At 37.2% G+C, this 25,843-nt stretch carries 20 protein-coding genes, 1 tRNA gene and 1 riboswitch; of the genes, 4 read left to right on the top strand and 17 right to left on the bottom strand.

The genetic code is table 11. The features are described 5' to 3' along the window. Positions 1-13 precede the first annotated feature (13 nt). The 6 genes from ACKVQX_RS14040 to hemG form a co-directional block, all read right to left on the bottom strand. Positions 14-616, bottom strand: coding sequence for a response regulator transcription factor (locus ACKVQX_RS14040; protein ID WP_068450659.1), 603 nt, complete (start codon positions 614-616; stop codon positions 14-16). A 79-nt stretch (positions 617-695) separates the two neighbouring features. Then, on the bottom strand, positions 696-1,736 hold the full coding sequence (locus ACKVQX_RS14045; protein ID WP_068450657.1) for a fatty acid desaturase: 1,041 nt from the start codon (positions 1,734-1,736) through the stop codon (positions 696-698). Between the two features lie 148 nt (positions 1,737-1,884). Further along, positions 1,885-5,319, bottom strand: a complete 3,435-nt coding sequence (gene metH, locus ACKVQX_RS14050) for a methionine synthase (RefSeq protein WP_156422322.1) — start codon at positions 5,317-5,319, stop codon at positions 1,885-1,887. Next, positions 5,300-7,156, bottom strand: a complete 1,857-nt coding sequence (locus tag ACKVQX_RS14055) for a bifunctional homocysteine S-methyltransferase/methylenetetrahydrofolate reductase (RefSeq protein ID WP_087680608.1) — start codon at positions 7,154-7,156, stop codon at positions 5,300-5,302. Before ACKVQX_RS14055 ends, metH begins: the two co-directional genes overlap by 20 nt. Positions 7,157-7,248: 92 nt before the next feature. Continuing rightward, positions 7,249-7,357: riboswitch (SAM riboswitch) on the bottom strand. Between the two features lie 185 nt (positions 7,358-7,542). After that, positions 7,543-8,208: a class A sortase gene (locus ACKVQX_RS14060; protein ID WP_068450654.1), complete on the bottom strand. Its 666-nt coding sequence runs from the start codon at positions 8,206-8,208 to the stop codon at positions 7,543-7,545. 22 nt (positions 8,209-8,230) lie between these two features. Further along, positions 8,231-9,640, bottom strand: a complete 1,410-nt coding sequence (hemG, locus tag ACKVQX_RS14065; protein ID WP_068450652.1) for a protoporphyrinogen oxidase — start codon at positions 9,638-9,640, stop codon at positions 8,231-8,233. Between the two features lie 175 nt (positions 9,641-9,815). On the opposite strand from hemG, the gene ACKVQX_RS14070 reads away from it, so the two are divergent. Further along, on the top strand, positions 9,816-11,840 hold the full coding sequence (locus ACKVQX_RS14070; RefSeq protein WP_087680609.1) for a Na+/H+ antiporter: 2,025 nt from the start codon (positions 9,816-9,818) through the stop codon (positions 11,838-11,840). Positions 11,841-11,917: 77 nt separating this feature from the next. On the opposite strand, the gene ACKVQX_RS14075 is transcribed toward ACKVQX_RS14070, so the two are convergent. After that, positions 11,918-13,870, bottom strand: coding sequence for an acyltransferase family protein (locus tag ACKVQX_RS14075; protein WP_068450646.1), 1,953 nt, complete (start codon positions 13,868-13,870; stop codon positions 11,918-11,920). Positions 13,871-14,177: 307 nt separating this feature from the next. Here ACKVQX_RS14075 and ACKVQX_RS14080 point away from each other — a divergent pair, with 307 nt between their 5' ends. Next, positions 14,178-15,275 (top strand): N-acetylmuramoyl-L-alanine amidase, encoded by a 1,098-nt coding sequence (locus ACKVQX_RS14080; RefSeq protein WP_409136434.1) that lies wholly within the window; start codon positions 14,178-14,180, stop codon positions 15,273-15,275. A 96-nt stretch (positions 15,276-15,371) separates the two neighbouring features. On the opposite strand, the gene groL is transcribed toward ACKVQX_RS14080, so the two are convergent. Beyond that, positions 15,372-17,000 (bottom strand): chaperonin GroEL, encoded by a 1,629-nt coding sequence (gene groL / locus ACKVQX_RS14085; RefSeq protein WP_068450641.1) that lies wholly within the window; start codon positions 16,998-17,000, stop codon positions 15,372-15,374. Positions 17,001-17,053: 53 nt separating this feature from the next. Beyond that, the gene (gene groES, locus ACKVQX_RS14090) at positions 17,054-17,338 is read right to left on the bottom strand and encodes a co-chaperone GroES (RefSeq protein WP_068450638.1); all 285 of its coding nucleotides are present in this window, start codon (positions 17,336-17,338) and stop codon (positions 17,054-17,056) included. Positions 17,339-17,553: 215 nt separating this feature from the next. Between groES and ACKVQX_RS14095 the strand changes: the two genes are divergently transcribed. Next, entirely contained in the window at positions 17,554-18,285 is a 732-nt protein-coding gene (locus ACKVQX_RS14095; protein ID WP_068450636.1) for a CPBP family intramembrane glutamic endopeptidase, read from the top strand. A 78-nt stretch (positions 18,286-18,363) separates the two neighbouring features. Here the strand turns inward: ACKVQX_RS14095 and tatC are convergent, their stop codons facing one another. From tatC to ACKVQX_RS14110, 3 genes are all read right to left on the bottom strand, one after another. Beyond that, a complete protein-coding gene (gene tatC, locus ACKVQX_RS14100; protein WP_068450634.1) occupies positions 18,364-19,116 on the bottom strand; it encodes a twin-arginine translocase subunit TatC in 753 nt (250 codons plus the stop codon). Positions 19,117-19,128: 12 nt separating this feature from the next. After that, a complete protein-coding gene (locus ACKVQX_RS14105) occupies positions 19,129-19,356 on the bottom strand; it encodes a twin-arginine translocase TatA/TatE family subunit (RefSeq protein WP_068450632.1) in 228 nt (75 codons plus the stop codon). A 93-nt stretch (positions 19,357-19,449) separates the two neighbouring features. Next, the gene (locus ACKVQX_RS14110; protein WP_068450630.1) at positions 19,450-20,085 is read right to left on the bottom strand and encodes a redox-sensing transcriptional repressor Rex; all 636 of its coding nucleotides are present in this window, start codon (positions 20,083-20,085) and stop codon (positions 19,450-19,452) included. A 101-nt stretch (positions 20,086-20,186) separates the two neighbouring features. On the opposite strand from ACKVQX_RS14110, the gene ACKVQX_RS14115 reads away from it, so the two are divergent. Continuing rightward, complete coding sequence (locus ACKVQX_RS14115; protein ID WP_409136437.1) at positions 20,187-22,130, top strand: ABC-F family ATP-binding cassette domain-containing protein; 1,944 nt, start codon at positions 20,187-20,189, stop codon at positions 22,128-22,130. Between the two features lie 378 nt (positions 22,131-22,508). Here ACKVQX_RS14115 and tsaD read toward each other — a convergent pair whose 3' ends face one another. The 5 genes from tsaD to ACKVQX_RS14140 all read right to left on the bottom strand — a co-directional run bounded on the left by tsaD (position 22,509) and on the right by ACKVQX_RS14140 (position 25,338). Then, positions 22,509-23,534 carry a tRNA (adenosine(37)-N6)-threonylcarbamoyltransferase complex transferase subunit TsaD gene (tsaD, locus tag ACKVQX_RS14120; protein ID WP_336664008.1) on the bottom strand — a complete coding sequence of 342 codons (1,026 nt, stop codon included), beginning with the start codon at positions 23,532-23,534 and terminating at the stop codon, positions 22,509-22,511. Beyond that, on the bottom strand, positions 23,534-23,977 hold the full coding sequence (gene rimI, locus ACKVQX_RS14125) for a ribosomal protein S18-alanine N-acetyltransferase (RefSeq protein WP_409136435.1): 444 nt from the start codon (positions 23,975-23,977) through the stop codon (positions 23,534-23,536). The genes tsaD and rimI overlap by 1 nt, the downstream gene beginning before the upstream one ends. Then, a complete protein-coding gene (tsaB, locus tag ACKVQX_RS14130) occupies positions 23,970-24,680 on the bottom strand; it encodes a tRNA (adenosine(37)-N6)-threonylcarbamoyltransferase complex dimerization subunit type 1 TsaB (protein ID WP_409136436.1) in 711 nt (236 codons plus the stop codon). The genes rimI and tsaB overlap by 8 nt, the downstream gene beginning before the upstream one ends. Beyond that, positions 24,677-25,129, bottom strand: a complete 453-nt coding sequence (gene tsaE, locus ACKVQX_RS14135) for a tRNA (adenosine(37)-N6)-threonylcarbamoyltransferase complex ATPase subunit type 1 TsaE (RefSeq protein ID WP_121178251.1) — start codon at positions 25,127-25,129, stop codon at positions 24,677-24,679. The genes tsaB and tsaE overlap by 4 nt, the downstream gene beginning before the upstream one ends. A 132-nt stretch (positions 25,130-25,261) precedes the next feature. Next, a tRNA-Asp gene (locus tag ACKVQX_RS14140) sits at positions 25,262-25,338 on the bottom strand. Between the last annotated feature and the right edge of the window lie 505 nt (positions 25,339-25,843).

The following is a 25,843-nucleotide window of genomic DNA, read 5'->3' on the forward strand; positions in this document are numbered from 1 at the left end:
CATCCTCTCTTTACTATTTGTTCCAACCTTTTTCTTTAAAACGCGCAATCGCCTCAATGCGATTACTTACATCTAACTTATCCAGAATTGTTGAGATATAATTTCTTACTGTTCCTGGCGATAAAAACAATTCTTTTGCAATTTCTTTCGTTGTTTTTCCTTCGGCAACAAGACCAAGTACTTCAGATTCACGCTCTGTTAAAGGGTTCGAATCATCTTCATATACGATGTCAATTAATTCAGGCGCGTAAATACGACGACCATCCACAATCACGCGAATTGAGTTGACAAGTTCCTCAATTGGACTGTCTTTTAATAAATACCCACGTACTCCTGCTTTTTTCGCTCGTTCAAAGTATCCTGGGCGTGCAAATGTCGTTAAAATAATAATTTTATATTCTTGATCTTTTAATTGCTCTGCTACATCTAGCCCTGTTTTACCCGGCATTTCAATATCCATGATGATGATGTCTGGTTGATGTTCTGCAATTTTCTCAAGTGCTTCTTCACCGTTTTGAGCGATTGCCACAACGTCCATATCATCTTCCATATTAATTAATGCCTTCATAGCGCCTAGTAACATGCCCTGATCTTCTGCAATGACAATTTTAATCATGCTGCTCACACCTCTCGTCTCATTCTCCATATTATAACAAAAAGCGAGGAATATAAAAGCATTCATCCTCGCCCCCGTACTATACAATTTTTTTAATTGGTAAAATTGGTTTTACTGATGTTTTACGGATATGTTGTGGCAACTGCTTAAATGTAATAAATTGATATGTCTCTGGATCATATAATTTGAACTTAAGTGATGCCAAACTTAATTTTAATGTAATCGTCGTTGCATAGTGTAATGGTGGTGTTTTTTCATGCGCTTCTTCTAGTGCATAGTTTGGAATACGTGGCGCTAAATGATGTACATGGTGGAAACCGATATTTCCTGTTAACCATTGTAAAACAGCTGGTAATTTATAATATGAACTACCTTCTACTGCTGCTTTCACATAACTCCATTCACTCTTCTCTTCGAAGTATGAATCTTCAAATGTATGTTGAATGTAGAATAACCATACACCTAGCATCGCTGCGATATACATTGATAATCCGGTTACAAGCAAGAATGGTACAAGACCTAAGAAATAAATGACTGCACCATATAGCACGACTAATACGATATTTGTAAAATACGTATTCATACGTTCTGGCATACGCGCACCACGACGATTTTTACGGTTTACTACTAATAGTAAGAATAGTGGCCCTAGCCCAAACATAACAAGTGGGTTTCGGTATAAACGATAGCCGATTTTCTTCATTTTTGATGCTTGTTGATATTCTTCTACTGTCATCATCCAAATATCGCCTACACCGCGTGCATCTAAATTTGAGCTTGATGCATGGTGTAAAAGATGTTCATGACGCCATTGTGAATAGCCAAACATCGTTAAAATCCCTGTAATTGTTCCCCATACTGCGTTTGCTTTTTTGTTTTTAAAGAACGACCCATGTGTACAATCATGGAAAATAATAAAGGTACGAATTGCGAAGAATGCTGCACCAATACTCAGTGCAATCGCTCCTACAACTGTCTGGTCAATAATCATATATGCAATTACCCACATAGCTACTAGTGGAATAATAGTGTTCATCAATTGGAAAATACTTTTGGTGCGATCTGATTTTGCAAACGGTTGAACCGCTTTGTGTAACTCTTTTGTTCTTTCACGTTCCATTCTTTTGCCCCCATCCCTATTTCCTTAATCTTAAAGGGGTATGGACTATTCACATAGGGGTGATTGTCATAGATGTCATATGACAAATGTCACTTAAAATGACCCATTGGAAAAAGCGTTCAATATCTCATATCGAACGCTTTTCATTTTATACGTTAAAGTAACGAGCATCTGGGTGGTTAAATACCATCGCAGAAACAGATGCTTCTGGTTGCATCATAAAGCCTTCTGTTAACTCTACCCCAATATCCTCTGGTCGTAACAATTTAAATAACTTTTCTTGATCTTCTAAATTCGGACATGCTGGATAGCCGAATGAGAAGCGCTGACCTTGATACTTCGCTGCAAAACGGTCGCGCATTGTAAAGTCTGTCGCATCTGGATAACCTGCATGGTCACGCATTTCTTGGTGAATACGCTCTGCAAATCCTTCCGCAAGTTCAAGCGCTGTTGCTTGGAACGCATGACTTTCTAAAAACTTCCCTTGCTCTTTTAATCGTTGTGCATATTCTCTTACACCATGCCCTGCTGTCACTTGCATAAAACCTACATAATCCATCTCTCCACTATCTTTAGACTTTAAGAAGTCTGCTAAACATAGGAATGGTGCTTTTTCTTGACGTGGGAATGTAAAACGCTCAATCTCTGTTTTCTCATCTTGTGGATCATAAATGACAACATCATCTCCATCAGATTGCGCTGGGAAGAATTGATACATACCTGAAGCCGATAATAAATCTGACTGTAAGTATTCTGTCACTAAATCATATAACTCATTCGCACGTTTGTCGCCGCTAAGACGTAAGTCCTCACTATAACCTCTCAGTCCTAAATGGTGACCGATTAGTGTACGCATATTCACATATGGATATAAGTGCTTTACAGAATAGTCACGAATAACACGACGTTCTGTATCATGCGGTTTATATACTTTAAAGTCACTGCTTACTGTTTTAACAGGACGTGTTGCTACGGCTACAGCTGTACCTCCTGCTGGTTTATTCGCTTCTTTTTCAGCACGTTTTTGTTGTGCTGTAGCGATTTCAGCGAGTAATTCTTCTCGTTCCTCACCTTGTAATCGGTTGATAATTTCAAGCCCTGCCATTGCATCTTTTGCATACATCACAGGTCCATCATAGTTTGCTGCAATTTTCGTATCAGTGAAGCGACGCGATAATGCTGCTCCTCCAACGATAATCGGTGTATCGATTCCGGCTTCTTTGAAGTCCTGTGCTGTTATAACCATTTGTTGTGCTGATTTTACAAGTAGTCCTGATAACCCGACAATATCTGGCTTCTCTTTACGTACGGCTTCAATTAATGTTTGCGGTGCAACTTTAATACCTAAATCTACAACCGTATAACCATTATTACTCATAATAATCTCTACTAAGTTTTTACCGATATCATGTACATCACCTTTTACGGTTGCAAGTAACATCTTACCCTTACCGACATCATCTACTTGTTTCTCCATGAACTGTTCTAGATGGGCAACCGCTGCTTTCATTACGCCGGCTGATTGTAATACTTCTGCTACAATCAATTGGTTTTCATTGAATAGCTTGCCGACTTTCGCCATCCCTTCCATTAACGGTCCATTAATAATATCAAGTGGTGTATCGTACATCTCACGCGCTAATTCTAAATCTTCAATTAGCCCCTCTTTTGTACCTTCTAAAATATAGTAAGCTAAACGTTCTGGTACAGTTTTCGGAATATCATCTTCTGATTTTTCTTTTTTCTTATCTCGGTAAAAATCAGTGAATACAGCTAATGTTTCGTCTGTTGTGTTGAATAATAAATCATTCGCTAAATTGATTTCTTCTTCTGGAATCGATGCATAACGCTCTAATTTTTCAGTATTCACAATCGCATAATCAAGACCAGCTTGTGTACAGTTATATAAATATACTGCATTTAACACTTCACGTCCTACAGGTGGTAAACCGAACGATACATTCGATACACCTAGAATCGTTAAAGCACGTGGCAGCTCCTGCTTAATTAAGCGAATTCCTTCGATTGTTTCAACAGCTGAACCAATATACTGTTCATCACCTGTTCCAACAGGGAATACAAGTGGATCAAAAATAATATCTTCTGGTTCAATGCCCCATTTATTCACAAGTAAGTCGTATTCACGCTTGGCAATCTCAAGTTTGCGATGACGGTCAACAGCCATCCCCTTCTCATCAATTGTTCCAACAACAATTGACGCACCATATTTTTTCACGATTGGAATAACAGCATCAAAGCGTTCTTCGCCGTCTTCTAAGTTAATGGAGTTAATAATCGCTTTACCTTGTGAATACTTTAAAGCTTCCTCAATTACTTTTTCATCTGTTGAGTCAATAACGAATGGTACTTTTACTTTTTGTCCGACTTCTTTCATGAAGTTAACCATATCTTCTAATTCTTCTCGGTCAGGATTCGCTAAACAGATATCAATAACATGCGCACCGTTTTTCACTTGAGCACGTGCAATTTCAGCTGCTTCTTCAAACTTCCCTTCGATAATTAGACGCTTAAATTTACGTGAACCGATTACGTTTGTACGTTCTCCTACAAATAGTGGTCGCATAGAGTCATCATATACAAGTGCTTCAATTCCTGAAACTGTATGATGCGGTTCTTTTTCTTCTAATGGTCGTGGCGGTGCATTTTCTACCACTTTACGAATCGCACGAATATGGTCCGGTGTCGTTCCACAACAACCACCTACGACATTTAACCAACCTTTTTCAACGAAACCAGCAAGCTTTTTCGATAAGCTGTCAGGTGTTTCGTGGTAATGCCCTTCTTCATCTGGTAAACCCGCATTCGGATAACAACTAACATAACTTGTTGCTAGTTCAGATAATGAACGTAAGTAGTCAGTCATAAACTCTGGACCCGTCGCACAGTTCAAACCAACTGATAGTGGTTTAATATGTTCAATTGAAATATAGAAGGCTTCAATACTTTGACCAGCAAGTGTTGTTCCCATCGGTTCAATCGTACCTGAAATCATAATTGGAATTTCTTTACCGAGTTCTTCAAAAGCTTGCTTAACACCAAGTGTACCTGCTTTTACATTCAACATATCTTGTGATGTTTCAAGGAGTAGTACATCTGCGCCGCCTTCAATCAAAGCTTTCGCCTGTACATAGAAGTCATGCTTTAACGCGTCAAATGTAATACCACCTGTTACAGATAATGTCTTCGTCGTTGGGCCCATCGCACCTGCAACAAAACGTGGCCACTCAGGTGTCGATAATTCCTCTGCTACTTCTTTGGCAATTTCGACAGCACGTTTATTAATTTCAACTGCTTGATGACCTAAATCATATTCATTTAATACGAGTGGTGTACCACCAAATGTATTCGTTGAGACAATATCCGCTCCTGCTTCAAAATAAGCACGATGAATTCCTGCAATAACATCCGGTCGTGTTAAATTCAAGTTCTCGTTACAACCATCATATTCATCGCCCCCAAAGTCATCTGGCGTTAAATTCGCATTTTGTAACATGGTACCCATCGCACCATCTAATACGAGAATATGATCTTTAATTCTTTCTTCAATGAGATGTTTCGACAACGTGACTTCCTCCCTTAACCTTTTCATCTAATTCCTTAATGTAGTGAATTAATTCAACAGACATATCGTAGCGCATGAACGGTGTAATCAGATAAATACCGTTAAAGAGTGATGCAGCTGTGTCAATTAATTCTTTCGCAATTTGGACACCCTCTGCCTGTGCGCGTTCTTTATCGCCATCTGCTGCTTTCATACGTTCAAGTACTTCATCTGACAACTTAATGCCTGGCACTTCATGGTGTAAAAACTCAGAATTTCGTAAACTTGTTAGTGGCATGATTCCGATGTAAATCGGTGTATCTAAATGTTTTGTTGCTTCATAAATTTCAATAATTTTCTCTTTTGAGTAAACAGGCTGTGTAATGAAATAATCCGCACCTGCTTCAATCTTTTTCTCTAAACGTGGAATGGCACGTTCGACGACACGTACATTCGGATTGAATGCTGCCGCTACAGAGAAGTTTGCCTTTTTACGTAGTGGTTTTCCCGAGAAAGAAATACCTTCGTTTAATTTTTTAATTAATTGTAGTAATTCAATGCTCGATACATCATAGACGCTTGTAGCACCTGGGAAATCCCCTACCTTTGTTGGATCACCTGTCACAGCTAAAATATCGTGAATACCTAATGCATCTAAGCCCATCAAATGAGATTGTAGCCCGATTAAATTACGGTCACGACATGTAATATGTGCTAATGCTCGTACATTCTTTTCATATTTTAAAATCGATCCCATCGCCACATTCGATACACGCGGTGAAGCAAGTGAATTATCTGCCATTGTGACAATATCGGCGCCCGCTTTTTGTAAAATCGCTGCTCCCTCTAAAAACTTTTCCGTTTCTAAATGGCGCGGTGTATCAAGTTCAACGATAATGGAACGCCCTTTTTTTACTTTCTCGTGAAGTGGTTCAAATTTAGACACATTAGCTTCACGAATCACTTCTTCTTTAGTTGTGATAACTTCTTTATTTTCCATTGGTAAAACATCTGATAAATGTTTCTTCACTTCGTGAATATGTTCAGGTGTTGTTCCACAGCATCCACCAATTAAGCGAACCCCTTCATCACGTAATTCAACTGCAGCGCGCCCAAAATATTCTGCTTCTGATTCATATACCACTTTTCCTTCTTCTACATCGAGTAGACTTGCATTCGGATACGCAGATAAGAACGAGTTCTTTGGTAGCTCAACATTTTCAAGCGCCTTCACTGTATGGTACGGGCCTAACCGACAGTTCACACCGACAACATCAGCTCCAGCTCTTTCTAAATGTTGCAGTGCATCATTCAACTTCATTCCATTTAATAAAACCCCTGGGTCATGCATCGAAACTTGCGCTACAATCGGTCCATCTGAGAATATGCGAATTGTTTTCACTAATGTTTCAAGCTCTTCTAAGTCGTAAAATGTTTCGAGTAGTAAACCATCTACACCTGCATCAAGTAATACTTTTGCTTGTAAAACAAGTGATTCAATAATCTCATCTAGTGAATGTTCATCCTTACGAATACCTCGAATTCCACCAATTGTTCCAAGTACGTACTCGCCATTCTTTGCAGCTCTTTTCGCTACCTCTACACCCGCACGATTCAGTGCTTCATATTCATCTTGAATACCGTAGCGAGCTAACTTAATCGTATTCGCTGTGTACGTATTCGTCTGAATGACATCAGCGCCCGCTTCAATATATAGTTTATGAATATTCTCAATTACTTCCGGCTTTCGAACATTCAGTTCTTCATAACAAAAATCAATCCCATATGAATAGAGCAGTGTCCCCATTGCGCCATCTGCTGTTAATACCTTTGTCTTTAAATCTTCTAGTAACCCCATACACTCCCCATCCTTCCTTCATTTCAAAAAAGCTATAAAAAAACCTTCTTACATTGCATAAGAAGGTTTGAACTGACACTTGAAAATTAGCCTTCTTATCTTTTAAGAACCATAAGTCCTTCTGGAATTAGCACCTGACCATCTAAATGGCTGGTTGCTGAAGCGTCGTCGGGCCAGTCCCTCGGCTTCTCTTGATAAGAAATTATTGAATTTTTAAAATATTAAAAGAATCATACCTCTTAAATAGAGTACCGTCAATAGCTTCTACCACTTTCAGCTAAATATTGTACGAAAAAGCGCTTACTTTATCACAATATTTCGTAAATTCAGTAATAGGTATTAAAAAAAGCGTATGAGATTTTTTCACATCTCATACGCTTCATATTTTATTTTTTTATCGTAAATGCATCGCCAGCATTTGAATCAAAATCACGCGCATTGACATACTCACCTTGTACAATTAATCGTTTCGAACCATCATAATTACATGTAACGAGCGTAAGTAGTCTTTTTTTAGCTTGATTTTCGATAACTTGAACGTCAGTTGCTTCTGTAATAAAGATTTTTGTAATTTTATACGTATACACGCGCTTATAGTCCGTTGTGTACATAAGCATTCCTTTTTTTGCTTTCGTTAAAGGGCTAAATAATGTTTTATCATTATTCATATTATGACCTGCTAATGCATAATTACCTTGCCCCATTTTCATATCCTTCTTTAATGTACCTGCGCCAATTGCTAGATTTGTATTTGAAATTCCGTATAAAATAGGCAATTGTAAAGATACATCGGGAACACTTAATGCACCAATTGAATGTACATCACCTTGATTCATTTGTGCCTTTAATACATCTTGTAAGCTAATATTTTCCACATTACCAAAATCAAAGCTTACGTCATCCGCATTTTGTGCTTTTTGTTCATCAAACTGCTCAATTGCTTGATTACTCATATGTGACACGATGAACCCCATAATTTGTTTATTGAAAATTAGTGCAACACCTAAAACAAACAAAACAATGCCAATCGTTAAACTTAATTTCCTGTTCATTATGGAATCCTCCTTTCACACTTTATACGAATTCTCGTTGTCTTTGAATAAATTGATTCATAACTCGCGTAGCAACTTCTTCACCATTTTGAATACATAAACCAATCCCCACACCATAATACGAACAACCAGCTAAATGTACATGTGGATGATATTTCACCATTTGTTTTTCAATACGTTCAACTGCTTGTTTATGTTGTAAATTATAAATTGGCATCGCATCAAACCATTTTTTTACATCAATCCATGTTGGTTCATCTATTATTTTTAAGCTTTTTTCGATGTCTTGACGTGCTATTTGTGCTAATTCATCATTTGTCATCTGACAAAATTCTTCAAAACGAGGATTATTCTTTTTATAAAACATACGGATAAGTAACTTATCCTCTTTAGAAGTATGACGCCATTTGCGACTTGTCCATGTACATGCATTACAATCTACATCATTACCTGATGATACAATATATCCTGTACCATCTGCTGGTAGCACATCATTCGGTAAATCATAAGCCAAGTAAACTGTAATAATAGAACCCGTTTGTAGTTCTTCAAAATCACGTTGGAAAGGCTCTTCCTTCAATAGTTTTTGTGCGACTTGGTGCGGTACAGCTAATACGACTTCATCTGCATCTAACCATTCACCCGTATCTATTTGAATCTTATACCCATTCGTGTCTTGTTTTAACAATTCCACCGACGTATTTTTTAAAATCGTCGCGTTCTCTAGTGTTTCTTCGATTCGTTCAAATAATTCTACTAGGCCATTTTTAAACGAGATGAATTTCTTTTTGGCATTCTCTTGGTAGAACGCTTTATTTGCTTCAAATCCACGCATGATACTTCCAAATTCATTTTTATATTCAAATAAATAGGGTAAAGTAGAAGCAATTGTTAATTTATTCAAATCACCTGAATAGACACCAGATAAAACAGGTGCGACTTGTTTTTGAACAATTTCTTCACCTAAATAATATGTTAAAAATTCTCCGACCGAATGATTTGTTGTAAAAGGAAGTTCGGTTTTTTCTAAGTCTTGTAAAACAGCTTTTTTTCCTTCTTCTGAAATAAGCGTACTTTTATTTAATGCTTGTTCATTCATAGGAATTCCAAACACGCTATCTTCTGGAATTGCATGTAACTGATTTTCAGTTAAAATATATGAAACGCCTGTGTCATTATAAACAACTCGATCTTCTAATTGTAATTCTTCGATTAATTTTCGAACACTCGCATGGCGCGACACGATGGAATCTGCACCAACTTCCATTAAGTAACCATCACGTTGTTTTGTGACCATCTTACCACCGATTTGTGCGTCTTTTTCAATCAATGTCAAAGCGAGGTCCAACCCTTGTTCTTTGGCTTGTTTTTGCAAGTAATGCATCGTACTCATTCCGGTAATACCGCCACCAATTACGACTACTTTTCTCAACGTCTGTCATCTCCGTTCATTCATGTTCTTCCTTAGTATAAATCAAATTGACTCGGAACCACATTGTTTTATCTTACAAACTCTTGAACACTTTTCAAATACGCAAGCGTTTAATTTAGCTTTTTGTTCCATTTACGGTAACCTTAAATTAATCCTATTTTGAAAGGGTCTTGCTATGAATTTATTAATGATTACACTCTTTTTATTAATCGGTTTACTAGCGTCTAATATTATTAGCCACTATGTAAAATTTTTACCGACTGCTTTAATTCAAATTGGTCTCGGTGTTATTTTAGCACTTTTCGTTCCAAGCTTAGACTTAGAACTCGATACCGAATGGTTTTTATTACTTTTTGTTGCGCCGTTATTATACAATGATGGACGCTATTTTCCACGCAAAGAATTATGGAGTATGAGACTACCTATTTTAGGGAATGCCATCGTACTGGTACTCATCACAACGATCGGCGGTGGGTATTTTATTCACTGGCTTGTGCCAACAATTCCACTCCCTGCTGCCTTTGCACTTGCTGCCATCCTATCTCCTACTGATCCTGTTGCAGTAAATGGCATTGCAAAACGTATTCGAATACCTGAAAAGATTTTAAGTGTTGTACGCGGGGAATCACTTATCAATGACGCTTCAGGGTTAGTAGCTTTTAAATATGCAGTTGCTGCAGCTGTATCAGGGTATTTTTCATTCCAAAGTGCCATTTTAAATTTCTCTTATACGTTTTTAGCAGGAGGGATTTTAGGTTTAGTTCTTGGATTTGTTCTAATTGAATTACGATTTGCTTTTAGACGTGCTGGCATACGAGATGCTGTTTTCCACACACTTTATCAAATTTTAACGCCCTTTATCATTTATCTCATTGTGGAAAATATTTTTCATGCTTCTGGCGTTATCGCCGTTGTCATTGCAGGGATTATTCAAGCTATTTTTAAAGAACAAACCGAAACTGTCCTTGCAGAAGAACAAGTACTAACAGAGAGTGCTTGGGAAATCGTTTTATTCGTTTTAAATGGCGTTGTTTTCTTATTACTTGGTTTAAATATTCCATTATCTATGAAGCAATCGATTTTAGATACACAAATCGATAATTGGATTTTAATTCTTTATGCATCTGCAATTGGTGCAATCATTCTTCTTATACGCTTCGTTTGGTCACATTTATTTGCACTGTGGCAATTCAAGCGAAAAAGAGATGAAAAACCAACGCTGAAAATGAGTCTAATTAGTAGTTTGGTTGGTGTACGTGGTGCTGTCACAATGGCGGGGATTTTATCATTACCATTCTTCCTCGATACAGGAGAACCATTTCCAGAACGATCTTTAATCTTATTTTTAGCTTCTGGTGTTATTCTTTTCACACTGATTATTGCTACAGCCTTCTTACCGTTACTAACGGATAAAGAAGAAATGACGGTTGTAAAAGAAGGTCAGCTGTCATTCCATGAGGCGAAAAGTTTTGTGTTAGTGCAAACTGTAAAAAAGATGCAATCAAAAATTAACGAGGAAAATCGTTATATTATTTATGATTTAATTGATAATTTACAACATCTATTCAGACAGACACAATTAGAAGCCAATGCAGATGATTCAGGTAGTTCAAAACATGCACCAAAATTAGAACGTATTCGCTTGAATGCATTACAAGTTGAACGTGACTATATCAATGGATTGTATAAAGATCATAAACTTGATGAACATATGTACCAGTCATTACTACATTCTATATCTGATCGCGAAAAAATGCTGTCGATTAGCACTTGGAAACGTGGATTGTTTACATTACGAAAAGTTTTACGCGAGTTATCTATTGCTAAAAAGCATTATAATAACGAAAAAGAAAAATATCTATCGTATGTTCTCATGCGTCAAGATGTTCGTCGACACGCTTATAAAAAAGCAATCGATTATTTAAAAGAAAAACGAAAAAAATCAGATCATCCTGAGCTATACACCGTTATTCTTTTTGAATATCAAAAAGCATACGAACGCCTACGAAAAAAAGTCACAATGGACTCTGTACGCGAAGAAGAACTAAAAGAAGAATTAAATTTAGTGATGCTCGAAACAGAACGTCAAGAAATTCACTTATTATATGAAGAAGGCAAAATTACACGCGATCAAGAAAAAGACTTACGTCGCCTTGTAAACTACATGGAAAATATCGCATTATACGAACATGTGGAATAAATAGCAAAAGAGCTTCAGCATATGAAAATGCCGAAGCTCTTTTGCTTTTAGCTAGAATTTTGTTCTAGTCTCTTGTATTATTTTTTCTTTTTGTACTTTGCAATTTCATGAACTACTAAATTCGAATAGAATTTACCACCTTCAGGGTTCGGGTGGATATGGTCATTATAAAAGATTTGTGGTTTATTTTTAGATGCTTCATACCAATCAATCTCATGTACATTATCATATTCTTTCGCTGCATTTCGAATCGTCTTATTCACACTATCTTGCCAACTACGACTCACGCGCACATTCATTAAGAATATTTGACGTTTTGATCCAAGTAATTCATAAATCTCTTCCCACTGCGTTTTTGTAAATGTACCATTCGAGCCTAAACCAATTAGTACCGTATTCGATACCTGTCCTTGATTCACCTTTGTACGCAATTTATCAATCGCTGCATCAACTTGTAATGCCACTGTCGCATCGACATCAATACGCGGTAAATCTGCTTGTAAAGCACTAGCAGCACTCAGCATAACAGAGTCACCCAATGCAGTAATCGGTGTGTTAGCTAATGCAATCTTACCATTGGCGACATCTTTTTTATATTGCGCTTCTTTTTTCGCCTTTTCATCAGCTTTTGCTTTTTTCTCAGCTACAGCTGCTTCTTTTGCTTCTTTTTTAGCTTTTGCAATGGCTTCTTCTTTTGCTTTTTTACGTTCTTCAGCGGTTTGCTCTTTTTTCGCTTTTTGCTGTTCTTCTTTTAACTTCTGCTCTTCTTTTAGATGTTGCTCCAGTTCATTCTCTTTAGAAGCTTGTGGAGCAGGTTCGACAATCATACCGTACGTGAAAACAATCGCAATCGCTGAAATAGCAAGCATTGTAAAGCGCTGTTTCATGTTTTGCTGTTTCCACTTCCACGACCATGTACCGTTTCTAAAGACAGCCAACCAATTACGCCATTCCCCACGACGAATTGGATTTTCCACAAAACGATACGACAATGCTGATAAAATAAATGTTAAAACCAATGCTAATAGAATTTTCATACCGCTAATCTCATCTGTTTTAACTGCAATTCCTAATAATACAATGATTGGGAAGTGCCAAATATAAATACCATAAGAGCGTTCACCAATCCATAGTAACGGCTTAATACTAAAAATCTTCGCAATGGAATTAGCTGGATGTACAATAACAGCGATTAATACTGCCGTTACTGCCGAAGCCAAGTACATACCACCATAATATAAGAAGCTACCGTCTTCTTGTGTGAAAATCATTAAAATGATTAAAATCCCTAAACTGACCAAACCTGCGATATTCAATACTTTTTTCAAATCAGGTGTTACATTCGGACTCAATTTTGCACTTGGCCATACGAATGCCAATGCCGCACCTAGTAAAATTGAAAAGGCACGTGTGTCCGTCCCGAAATAAACACGACTTGGATCCGCATCAGGACTATACATGAATGCCATTGCCTCTGCTGAAATAAACGACAGTAGGACAATAAATATTGCAAGCTTTCCTTTTGAACGAATAAATGTTAACGCTAGTAACATTAAAATCGGCCATATAATATAGAATTGTTCTTCTACCGCAAGTGACCACATATGTTGCAGTGGTGAAGGCGGCGCAAACTTTGTAAAATATGAGTGATCTTGAAGTATGTAATACCAGTTACTCACATAGAAAAAAGCCGCAGCAACTTCTTCACGTAATCCTTCTAAGAAAGAACGCTGGAATAATGTAATCCACGTCACTAATGCAACTAACATTAATACAAGTGCTGGAATGAGCCTTCTAAATCGCTTAATCCAGAAACTCTTAAAATCTATTCTTCCATTCTTTTCGAATTCATTAATTAATAAATCTGTAATAAGATAACCTGACAATACGAAAAATACGGTTACACCAAGAAATCCACCATCAATTCCATCAATATGTAGATGATATAAAATAACAGCTAATACTGAAATAGCTCGTAATCCGTCCAATCCGCTAATATATCTGCGTTTTTGCTTTCCAGGACGCGGCATTGAAATACCTCCTAAATAATTGTTTCATCTCTCTCTATTTAATAAGACGTTTTATTTCTACATTAAGTTTTCTTTTTCATATTTTTATTGTAATTTCTATTCTAATAATAGCTTAAATTTATACATGCGTTAAGTTTTTTCATTCTTTGAATTAGCTATAAGATACGTTTTTTCAAAAATTAAAATCAATTATGCATCACCCGACTATTTCATATATGTTACAAATAATACAAATTTATCACAATTCCCTTTTTTATACTATTTTATACATCATTAATATTATGATTAAGGAAATAGGAGGGAAATTATGCAATTTAAAAAGAAACACACCATGTCATTCTTGCTCAGTATTTGTTTAGTCTTTACGATGTTCTTCTTACCTACTGAACAAGCTTCAGCAGCATCTATTCAATTAAAAGTCGCAAATACAAATTCATTAAATCTTCGTACAGGTCCTAGTACAAAATATAAGGTTATAAAATTACTTAAAAAAAATACAGTTGTCACACAAACTGCAAAAAAAGGTACGTGGTCGAAAGTAAAAGTAGGTAAGACAACTGGTTATGTATCTTCCAAGTACTTAACAAAAATTATACTCTCTACTAGTAGCACAAAGGTTGGAAAGTACTACTCCATCACTGCCGCTACACTTAATGTCAGAAAGACAAGTAGTGTTACGTCAAAAAAATTGGCTACTGTTCGCTTTGGCGATCAATTTAAAATTAAAGCCCAAGCTAAAAATGGTTGGTTTAAAATCGAATACGCAAAAGGCAAAACAGGTTATGTCTCACATAAGTACGGTATTATTTCTACTTCCAAAGAGAACGCATATCCAGAAGGCACGATTTTTGGTCCATTAAGTGGTCGAACATTCGTCGTAGATGCAGGACATGGTGGCGCGCAAAAAGGTGCTTATTATTATGGTATCGCTGAAAAAGATTTAAACTTAAAAGCTGCTAAAACTTTGCAACAACAACTTAAAAAAGATGGTGCGAAAGTCATTATGACACGCACAACGGATAAAACATTATCACTCGAAAAACGCGTACAAATTTCAAAATCTGCTAAACCAGATGCCTTTATTAGTGTTCATCACAATGTATATAACAAAAAAAGTGAGGAAGGCTATTTAGCTCTTTATACAAAAAAAGCTGAAAAGACATTTACGAAATACTTATTTAACGCATTAGATCGACCAGTTTCAGCTGTTTCAGACGTACCTGCAGAAGAATATCGCTATCAAAACTTACACGTTCTACGCGAAAACCCATACATCGGTACACTGTTAGAATACGGTTATATGAACCGAAAATCTGAACTAAAAAAGATTAATACAGATAGTTATCGTAAAGCAATGGCACAAGGTATTTCAACTGGTCTAATTAACTACTTTAAAAAATATTAATAGTTAAAAAGACTTTAATTGTTTTCAAATACAAAAAAGGAATCGCACATATTTTGGCGATTCCTTTTATTTGTGTAGTAATCGATTAAATTCCGATTACATCATTCCTGGCATGCCACCCATATCTGGCATTGCTGGTGCTGATGAGTTATCTGGAAGGTCTGCTACTACTGCTTCTGTTGTTAGGAATAATGAAGCTACAGATGCAGCATTTTGAAGTGCTGAACGTGTAACTTTTGCTGGGTCTACGATACCTGCTTCAATCATGTTCACCCATTCACCATTCGCTGCGTTGAAGCCTGTTCCAACTTCTTCACGTTTTAGACGATCTACGATGACAGACCCTTCTAAACCTGCGTTATTTGCAATTTGACGTACTGGTTCTTCTAATGCACGTAATACGATGCGCGCGCCTGTTGCTACGTCGCCTTCTGTACTATTCGCTACGGCTTCTACTGCTGCATGAATACTTACTAATGCAACACCACCACCAGCTACAATACCTTCTTCTACTGCTGCGCGTGTAGAGTTAAGAGCATCTTCAATACGTAGTTTACGTTCTTTTAGTTCGATTTCAGTTGCTGCACCGACACGAATTACGGCAACACCGCCAGCTAATTTTGCTAAGCGTTCTTGTAATTTTTCTTTATCGAATTCAGAAGTTGCATCTTCGTATTGGTTACGAATGTTGGCAATGCGATATTCGATTGCTTCTTGTTGACCAGCACCTTCAACAATTGTTGTATTGTCTTTTGTTACAACTACTTTTGCTGTGCGTCCAAGTTGGTCTACAGTTGTCTCTTTTAAATCTAAACCAATTTCTTCTGTAATCACTTGTGCGCCTGTTAAGATCGCAATATCTTCTAACATCGCTTTACGACGATCACCGAATCCTGGTGCTTTTACAGCAACTACGTTGAATGTACCGCGTAATTTGTTTAATACAAGTGTCGCAAGTGCTTCACCTTCAACATCTTCTGCGATGATTAACATTGGACGACCTTGTTGTACAACTTGTTCAAGCACAGGTAAGATTTCTTGGATGTTTGAGATTTTTTTATCTGTAATTAAGATATATGGATTATCTAATACTGCTTCCATTTTATCTGTATCTGTTACCATGTAGTGAGATAGGTAACCGCGGTCAAATTGCATACCTTCCACAACTTCTAGTTCTGTATTAAAACCTTTTGATTCTTCTAATGTAATAACACCATCATTACCTACGCGTTCCATTGCTTCTGCGATTAATGAACCTACTTCGTCATCTGCAGCTGAGATAGAAGCTACTTGTGCAATTGCTTCTTTGTTTTCAACTGGTTTTGAAATCGATTTTAGTTCTTTGATTGCTGCTTCAACTGCTAAGTCAATCCCTTTACGGATACCGACAGGGTTTGCACCAGCTGTTACGTTTTTTAAACCTTCTGTAATCATTGATTGTGCTAGTACTGTTGCAGTTGTTGTACCGTCACCAGCGATTTCATTTGTTTTTGAAGCTACTTCAGAAACTAATTTTGCGCCCATGTTTTCATATGGATCTTCTAGTTCGATTTCTTTTGCAATTGTAACACCGTCATTTGTAATAAGTGGCGCACCGAATGCTTTTTGTAATACAACATTACGGCCTTTTGGTCCTAATGTTACTTTTACTGTATTCGCTAATTTATCCACACCTGCTAACATTAAACTACGTGCATCTTCGCTAAATTTAATTTCTTTTGCCATTGTATAATTCCCTCCTAGAAAATCAATCCGTTCGTTTATTTGTATATGTTAGATTACTCTACGATTGCTAAAACATCGCTCTCACGTAGAATTAAATAGTCTTTACCTTCGTATTTTACTTCCGTACCTGCGTATTGAGCATAAATTACTTGGTCGCCTGCTTTTACGCTTAACGGCACCACTGTACCACTATTTGTTACGATTCCAGAACCCACTGCTACAACTTTACCTTGCTGTGGTTTTTCTTTTGCAGAGTCGGGTAGTACGATACCGAATGCTGTTTTTTCTTCTACTTCTACTACCTCAATAATAATACGGTCACCTAATGGCTTTAACATGTTCTAATAACCTCCTAATTTCTATGCGTCAATATTGTTTGTTGGCACTCTTATACAATGAGTGCTAACTTATAGTCTTAATAATAAGCACTCTCGATTTTTTTTGCAAGTCATAACATTTATTTTTTTATAAAAAGATGACCGATTTACATTTTCTTTTTGCTTCAACTTATTGGTAGAATAGAGATACCAATATTTCCGGAAAGGATTTGCTTATGAAAACTAAAAAAACACCACTCTATATATTAATTACATATATACTCATGCAACTATCACCTATCATCTTTTTAAAGCCGATTGCTTCTATTATTCAATGGTTGGAACCAGGCATCACTAATGATGAACTGTCCGCACAAGCACGCGGTTGGACCATCTTCTTCACGTTCTTTCTCGGTACACTTGTAACGATTTTCTTCATCTTACGTGACAAAAACTTTTTCAAAAATGCTTTTGTCGGTGGCAAGCGCTATTCTACTATGGGAGCGATTGGCTGGGGCGTTTTAGGATTCTTCATGATTTTAATTGGCCAATCACTTGCTGGTTTAATCGAAACGTCACTTGGTATTACACCTGGTTCTGAAAATACAGCACAACTTTCTGCAATGGCTAAAGCAGCCCCTATTGCGATCATCAGTATTGTATTCTTTGGACCATTCCTTGAAGAAGTCGTATTCCGTCGCGTCATCTTCGCATCGTTAAACCAAACAACGAACTTTTTCATCGCAGCGAGTGTCAGCGCCGTTGTATTCGCAATCGTGCATATGGATTTTTCTCATATCATCATCTACGCAACTGTTGGGTTCATCACTGCTTTTCTGTATAACAAAACAAAACGACTGCTCACAACGATTATTGCACATACGATGTTGAATGGTTTTGTTATCATCATGAATCTCAATTTAGACAAAATACAAAAATACCTCGAAACGCTACAATCTATGCAATAAAAAGAGCCTCTTTTTTTTTAGCGTTCGCAACAAAAAACTGGAATCGCACAACAGTACGATTCCAGTTTTTCTTTTATATTATGCAGCTAGCTCCATTTCTCGCTGCTGCTCTGCTTTCAAATAACTTCTATAACCTATACGCGAAATCATGATACTGATTTCGTATAAAATGCATAATGGTAATGTGACAATCATATGTGACACGATATCTGGAGGTGCGATGACTGCTGCTACACAGAGTAGCGCAAAGTATGCGTACTTCCTTACTTTTGACATGCCCATTGGCGTAATGATTCCGAGACGCGTCAAAAATAACATAATGATTGGCAACTGAAAAATCAATCCAAATGGCAATGTAATTTGCATTAAAAATTGGAAGTATTCATAGATTCCAATGGTCTGTTCAACATCCATTTCTCCTGCTAACCCCATCATCCACTTCAACATATACGGACGTAACACTAAATACGAAAATACAACCCCTACAATGAACAATAGGAATGCATACGGAATATAGCGTAATGTCGCTTTGCGCTCTTTTTCATAAAGTCCTGGGCTCACAAAACCCCATAACTGAAATAGAATAATCGGTGATGTCATAACAAGCGATAAAATAAAGATAACTTGTATGTAAACCTTCACTGGATCGGTAACACGAAAAGCATGCAATTGAAGCGATTTTGCTTCTTCAGTATGTTGTAAAAATTGTATGAGTGGTTGTGCTAAAAAGAAACTTCCAATAATCGCTAAAACAAAGAATCCTGCAACAATTAATAGCCTCTTTCGAAGTTCCTCTATATGTTCAACGACTGTTAGTTCTTCTTGTTCCATCAGATGAACACCCTACTTCGTCTCTTCGATTTTTTCGACAGCTTTTACTTCATTTGCGCTGTTTGTTTCAACTGTTTTTTGTTTTGTACTTTCAAAATCTTCGTCTGTTAAACCTTTTGTTGCAGATTTAAACTCACGGAGTGTAGAACCCATCGCTCTTCCTAGTTCAGGAAGTTTTTTGGGACCAAAAATAATGACAGCAACACCTGCAATAATCGCAATACTAGCTGGACCTACCATTACACACACCTCCTCAATTTGATAACTACATTCTACTCCACACTTCGTCATTTGTATATTATTCTTTCGGTCTACAAAACTGAATATTTAAGACTATTCTTCCACATTTCGAATAAAGTAACTAAGCGTTTGCAATTCAATCGATAAATCAATTGTATGAACGCGGAATGTCTCCGGTACTTGCAGACGAACCGGTGTAAAATTCAACACACCTTTCGCACCCATCTGAATTAATCGGTCTGTCATAAACTGTGCTGAACGTGCTGGTACAGTTAAAATAGGTAGTTCTGCTTTGAATTCTTCAAACTTCTCTTCCATCACATCTGGATGGAAAACAGGTACACCATTTACAAGCTGCCCTTCCATTGGATAGTTCGTATCGAATGCTACAACAATTTTCATATTATGGTTCTTTTGAAAATTATACTTCAGTAAGGCATGACCTAAGTTACCAATACCGATTACTGCTACATTCATACGTTGATCTTGATCAAGGACGCCTCTAAAGAACACAAGTAATTTTTGTACATCATATCCGTACCCTTTTTTACCGAGTGGTCCGAAATATGAAAAGTCACGACGAATCGTCGCTGAATCAATTTGCATGGCCTCACTTAACTCTTTTGATGAAATTCTATTCTTTCCTGCATCCGCAAAATTTTGGATGAAGCGATAATACAGCGGAAGTCTTTTCGTTGTGGCCTGCGGTATCCTATAATTCTCTTTCAAACATGTTTCCTCCTACGAATCTGGTTATACAATTTAGATAGATGACCATTGCACCAATGACAGCATTTCGTTACACTTAAGATTGAACTGAGGTGTCGAAAGTGATTGTATTACAAGTCAATCAATTATATAAATCATATATTGCAGATGAAATTTTAAGTGGCGTTAAACTCGAAGTTCAACATCGGGATCGCGTCGCACTTGTTGGCCGAAACGGCGCAGGTAAATCTACTCTTTTAAAAATTATAGCAGGTCAACTCTCATATGACTCTGGTGAGATTATTATGCCAAAAGGAATTAAACTTGGCTACTTAGACCAACATGCTGGTCTAGAATCTGATTTATCCATTTGGGATGAGATGATGACCGTATTTGAACCATTAAAACAACTTGAACAACAAATTCGTTCACTTGAGTTGCAGATGGCTGAACCTACGATTTATGAAAATGCAGAACGTTATCAAAAAATCACAGCTGAATATGACCAGCTACAACATGATTTTAAAGAACGCGGCGGCTTCCAATATGAAGCGGATACACGCTCTGTTCTACATGGTATGCAGTTTTATCCTGATTCCTATGAACAGTCTATATCTTCATTATCTGGTGGTCAACGTACAAGACTGGCTCTAGCAAAATTACTTTTAACAAAACCTGAATTACTCATTCTGGATGAGCCGACCAACCACCTGGATATCGAGACATTAAACTGGCTTGAAAACTACCTGAAAAACTACGACGGCGCTATCCTTATCGTATCACATGACCGCTATTTCTTGGACCAAGTTGTGTCTATTGTTTATGAAGTTTCTCGTCATCATGTCACAAAGTTCACAGGTAACTATTCAAGTTACTTAGATCAAAAAGCAAAGAACTATGAACGCGACCTAAAACTTTATGAAAAACAAATGGACGAAAAGGCAAAACTCGAAACATTCGTCCAAAAGAACTTAGCGCGTGCATCGACTACGAAGATGGCACAATCTCGTCGAAAAGTTTTAGAGAAAACCGAGTGGATGGATTCTCCTGATGGCGATGAAAAATCAGCTACTTTTACATTCGATATCGAAAAGCAAAGTGGTAATGACGTGTTATCCGTTGATGACCTCACAATCGGTTATGGACAAACGCCAATTTCTGAACATATTAACATGCGTGCCTATCGAAAAGACCGTATCGCCCTTGTTGGTCCAAACGGTGTCGGAAAATCTACACTATTAAAAACAATTATAAAAGATTTACCTGCTCTGTCAGGTGATATTCGTTATGGTACGAATGTGCAACTCGGTTATTACGATCAGGATTTAGCAAAACTTTCTACGAATCGTACCGTACTACGTGAGATTTGGGATGAGTGGCCACTAATGAATGAAAAAGATGTTCGTACTGTTCTTGGTCGTTTCCTTTTCTCAGGAGAAGACGTCGATAAAATCGTACACGATCTATCAGGTGGCGAAAAAGCACGTTTAACGCTCGCGAAACTCATGCTTGAGAAAAATAATGTACTGATTTTAGATGAGCCGACCAACCATCTTGATTTAGATAGTAAAGAGGTGTTGGAAAATGCACTAATTGATTTCCCGGGTACGCTCATCTTCGTATCACATGACCGTTACTTCATCAATCGCATTGCAACAAAAGTTGTCGAGCTATCGAATGAGGGTTCTTTTGAATACTTAGGTGATTATGATTACTATGTAGAGAAAAAAGAAGAGTTAGCTGAAATCGCAGCTGAAAAAAAAGCTGCTCTTATAAAAACAAAGCCAATCATTCAAAAGGAAGTACCTACATCGAATCAAGCCATCGACAAAGAGACGAAGAAAAAAGAACGTAAAATTCAACGTCAAATTGAAGATATTGAACAGATTATGAGCGACCTTGAAACAACCATTGCAAAACTAGAAGAAGAACTATGTGATCCTGACGTATTTTCAAATCACGAAAAAGCATTAATCATTCAAACACAATTAGATGAAGAAAAAGTAAAGCATGAAGAATATGAATTACAGTGGCTCGCTTTACAAGAAGAATTAGAGCAATTATAAATATAAAAAAGAAGGTGTCTTTTCCAAATGGAAACTTGATACCTTCTTTATTTTTTATTACAATAATATCTTGTGACGAATCTAGATTTTTGCGCTGATTGCTTTTCTAACAAAGCAACTACATACTACCTACAATTTCCATTTATCCACTGAAATTGTGTATAACTTGTAAAAATCTCCACAAAGTTATACACAGGTAAGGTGCTTATATAATCGGAATCCACAGCACTTGTCCACATTACCCACAGAATTTTCTGAATTTATCCACAAATAACTGTGTAAAACTCAAGTGATTTACAAATTCTTCTTCTCACATTTACACACCATTAAAAAAGCGATTTTCCCATTTCTCATGAGAAAACCGCTACTATTTCATCATTATTTACGATTCCACGATACTAATTCCATACCTGGACGACCATTTAGGCTCCAGTCACTGCGGACACCGCTTTTAAACATTTCTGTACCTGCTGCTGCAATCATTGCGGCGTTATCTGTACATAATGGTAGTGGTGGTACATAGAATGGAATTCCTTCTTCTTTAAATACTTTTTCTAAAGAAGCACGTAACCCTTTATTCGCTGCAACACCACCTGCTGCAATGACTTGTTTGACTTGATATTCTTTTGCAGCACGCAACGTTTTAGCTGTTAATACCTCTACCACACTATCTTGGAAGCCTTTCGCCACATGATGTGGATTAACTTCTTCACCACGCTGAATTGCATTATGTTGATAGTTAATCACTGCTGATTTTAAACCACTAAAACTAAAATCATATGAGTCTGCTTCTAACCACACGCGCGGAAAATTAACAGCTCCATCACTTTCATGTGCCATTTGATCAATTTTCGGGCCACCCGGATATGAAATATTCAATACACGCGCTACCTTATCATATGCTTCACCTGCTGCATCATCACGTGTTTCACCGATTAATTCGAATGAGCCATGTTCTTTCATCAATACAAGCTCAGTATGACCACCTGATACAACTAAAGCTAGTAATGGGAATTCCATCGGTTGTACAAGATGGTTCGCATAGATGTGACCTGCGATATGGTGCGTACCGATTAATGGCAACTGATGTGCAAATGCAAAGGCTTTCGCTGCATTAATGCCAATGAGTAATGCGCCTACAAGTCCTGGACCTTCTGTTACACATACTGCATCTAAGTCTGATGGCTGTAAACCCGCTTTTGTTAATGCTTCTTCAATAACGAGCGTCACATTTTCAACATGGTGACGAGAAGCAATCTCTGGTACAACACCGCCAAAACGTTTATGACTTTCAATTTGAGATGCCACAACATTCGAAACAATCTCTGTTCCGTTCTTAATAATGGCTGCGGCTGTTTCATCACAACTACTTTCAATACCTAATACATAAAAATCTTTTTCCATTATAAATTCACCCACATGACAAGAGCATCCTCTTGATTATCTGTATAGTATCCTTTACGAATACCACCTTCTTGAAAACCTAATTTACGATATAAATTTTGTGCGACTTCGTTTGTCACACGTACTTCTAAACTCATGACAACAACATTTAAAGATTTTGCATAGGCAATGACTTCACGCATCAATGCTTCCCCAATGCCTTTTCCTCGTCCTTCTGGTAATACAGCGACATTTGTAATCTGGCTCTCATCTAATACGACCCACATGCCACAAAAACCAATAACCTTTTCTTCCTCATTTACAGCAACAAAATAATGTGCTTGTGGATTCTTCTCCATCTCATAATAAAAGGAATCTAATGTCCATGGAGTCGGAAATGCAATTTGTTCAATATGATGAACAGCAGGTACATCTTCTACGGTCATTAAACGATATTTAATCATGCTGTTTTGCCTTCTGTTCTTTAATCCAGTTAGCTTCAGCTTCTGCAATTCGTTTATATGTTGGTACAAATGCATGAACGGTTTCAGCAGCTGGTAGTGGCTGTTGCTCTGCTAAATAGATTAATTGACTAGCACTTGGTAGATTAAAAGGATACGGGGCACGTAAAGCACGTTCTCCTAAGCATTCAACGATTTTTTCGTAAAAGACTTCAACATCATGACCAACAAATAAGATAGGCTGATTTAATGCGTCTAATTGATTTAATAATTGTTCTAATTCATAATGTCCATCTTCAATAATAACTTCCAATGAATCCTTACTACTATATGCACCTGCATACACATTTTGTCTTCTAGCATCTACAAGCGAGCAAATCACATGCGGAAAGTATGGTACATTTGCAGCCAATACCTTTAAACTCGATACACCTACGATTGGGATATTTAATGTCCACGCCAATGTTTTGGCAATCGTAACGCCAATTCGTACACCTGTATAAGAGCCTGGCCCCTCACTCACTGCAATGGCATCTAAATCAGCAGGTTGCATTTTTGTATGCGCAAATAAACGATCGATTGCTGGCATCGCACCACCAGAATGATTCAATTTTATATTTGCGACTTCTTCCGCAATTACTTGACCGTCTTTTACAAGTGCAATCGCAAGCGGTGTATTTGCTGTATCAATTCCTAACCAAATCATCTCATAATCTCCTCACATAATAGCGTATAACGCTCGCCAATTGGCGTTAATATAAATAAACGTTGATTCTCATCGATTCGCTTAATCGTAATGTCTAAACGCTCTGCTGGTAAGTCTGGCTCGATTAATTGTGCCCATTCTACAACTGTCGCCGCATCACCATAGAAAATCTCATCCCAACCTAAGTCCTCGTCGCTATCTGCTAAGCGATATACATCTAAATGATTGAAAGGGATACGTCCTTCATATTGCTTCATAATCGTAAAGGTTGGACTATTAACGTGGCGTTTCACACCTAACCCTTTAGCTAAAAATTGTGTGAAAGTTGTTTTTCCAGCCCCTAGATCTCCTTCAAGCGTTAAAACATCTTGAGCTTGTAAACGTGTCGCTATTTTTTCTGCTAATTGCTGTGTTTCTTCAAGTGATTGAATCGGTATTTCAATTGTCATGTATTTCGTCCTCTCACAACATACTTATCTATCTATTCTATCGAAAATTCTTTATTTCTTCAAAGTGAATGTATTCGTTTTTAAACAAAAAAAATAACACAGCACCATCTGCTGTGTTTACATAAATATAAATGGCGGTCCGGACGGGACTCGAACCCGCGACCTCCTGCGTGACAGGCAGGCATTCTAACCAGCTGAACTACCGGACCATTTCTTCTATGATATTATTCTAACATATCTTCTATGTCGTTGCAAGCTTTTTTCAAAATCTTTTTAAAGCTCACTTTGTGTCGTTTTCTCTCTTCTCGACTTCTTTATTCTAATATAAGTATGGGGGGTTTGCAATAGTTTTTTTCTAAAAAACCTTAATTATTTTTTAACCTTTATTTTATTATATTTATAAAATGAAAAAAGAATTGGATTAGATAATTAGAGCGAGTGATCCGTTTCGATGACCCAATGTTCCGTTTACTCAGGTGAATGTTCCAAACTACAGTGCGAGTGGCCCGTTTCGAAGAACCAAAGTTCGATTTCACATTAGAATAGTCAACTCAAGTCTCTTTTACTAATTAAAAGTCTTGCAGAAAGTAAAATTATGCTCAAAATCGATATTCTGCGCTGCTAAATACCACAGCATTTCCTTCAATTTTTTCAAAGGCTTCCCTCTTTTGAAACATAAAAAAAGTAACCACTCAGATGAGTGATTACTTTAGC

This window comes from Kurthia sp. ISK08 (assembly GCF_046159805.1).
Classification (GTDB): Bacteria; Bacillota; Bacilli; order Bacillales_A; family Planococcaceae; genus Kurthia; species Kurthia gibsonii.

What these genes read in the sequence shown, in the direction of transcription:
- ACKVQX_RS14060 (WP_068450654.1), bottom strand. Translation starts at nt 8,208, where the DNA reads ATGAACAGGAAATTAAGTTTAACGATTGGCATTGTTTTGTTTGTTTTA.
- tsaD (WP_336664008.1), bottom strand. Translation starts at nt 23,534, where the DNA reads ATGGAAAAAGATTTTTATGTATTAGGTATTGAAAGTAGTTGTGATGAA.
- ACKVQX_RS14040 (WP_068450659.1), bottom strand. Translation starts at nt 616, where the DNA reads ATGATTAAAATTGTCATTGCAGAAGATCAGGGCATGTTACTAGGCGCT.
- tatC (WP_068450634.1), bottom strand. Translation starts at nt 19,116, where the DNA reads ATGGAACAAGAAGAACTAACAGTCGTTGAACATATAGAGGAACTTCGA.
- ACKVQX_RS14105 (WP_068450632.1), bottom strand. Translation starts at nt 19,356, where the DNA reads ATGGTAGGTCCAGCTAGTATTGCGATTATTGCAGGTGTTGCTGTCATT.
- tsaE (WP_121178251.1), bottom strand. Translation starts at nt 25,129, where the DNA reads ATGACAATTGAAATACCGATTCAATCACTTGAAGAAACACAGCAATTA.
- ACKVQX_RS14095 (WP_068450636.1), top strand. Translation starts at nt 17,554, where the DNA reads ATGAAAACTAAAAAAACACCACTCTATATATTAATTACATATATACTC.
- ACKVQX_RS14080 (WP_409136434.1), top strand. Translation starts at nt 14,178, where the DNA reads ATGCAATTTAAAAAGAAACACACCATGTCATTCTTGCTCAGTATTTGT.
- rimI (WP_409136435.1), bottom strand. Translation starts at nt 23,977, where the DNA reads ATGATTAAATATCGTTTAATGACCGTAGAAGATGTACCTGCTGTTCAT.
- ACKVQX_RS14055 (WP_087680608.1), bottom strand. Translation starts at nt 7,156, where the DNA reads ATGGGGTTACTAGAAGATTTAAAGACAAAGGTATTAACAGCAGATGGC.
- groL (WP_068450641.1), bottom strand. Translation starts at nt 17,000, where the DNA reads ATGGCAAAAGAAATTAAATTTAGCGAAGATGCACGTAGTTTAATGTTA.
- ACKVQX_RS14045 (WP_068450657.1), bottom strand. Translation starts at nt 1,736, where the DNA reads ATGGAACGTGAAAGAACAAAAGAGTTACACAAAGCGGTTCAACCGTTT.
- ACKVQX_RS14075 (WP_068450646.1), bottom strand. Translation starts at nt 13,870, where the DNA reads ATGCCGCGTCCTGGAAAGCAAAAACGCAGATATATTAGCGGATTGGAC.
- groES (WP_068450638.1), bottom strand. Translation starts at nt 17,338, where the DNA reads ATGTTAAAGCCATTAGGTGACCGTATTATTATTGAGGTAGTAGAAGTA.
- ACKVQX_RS14070 (WP_087680609.1), top strand. Translation starts at nt 9,816, where the DNA reads ATGAATTTATTAATGATTACACTCTTTTTATTAATCGGTTTACTAGCG.
- tsaB (WP_409136436.1), bottom strand. Translation starts at nt 24,680, where the DNA reads ATGATTTGGTTAGGAATTGATACAGCAAATACACCGCTTGCGATTGCA.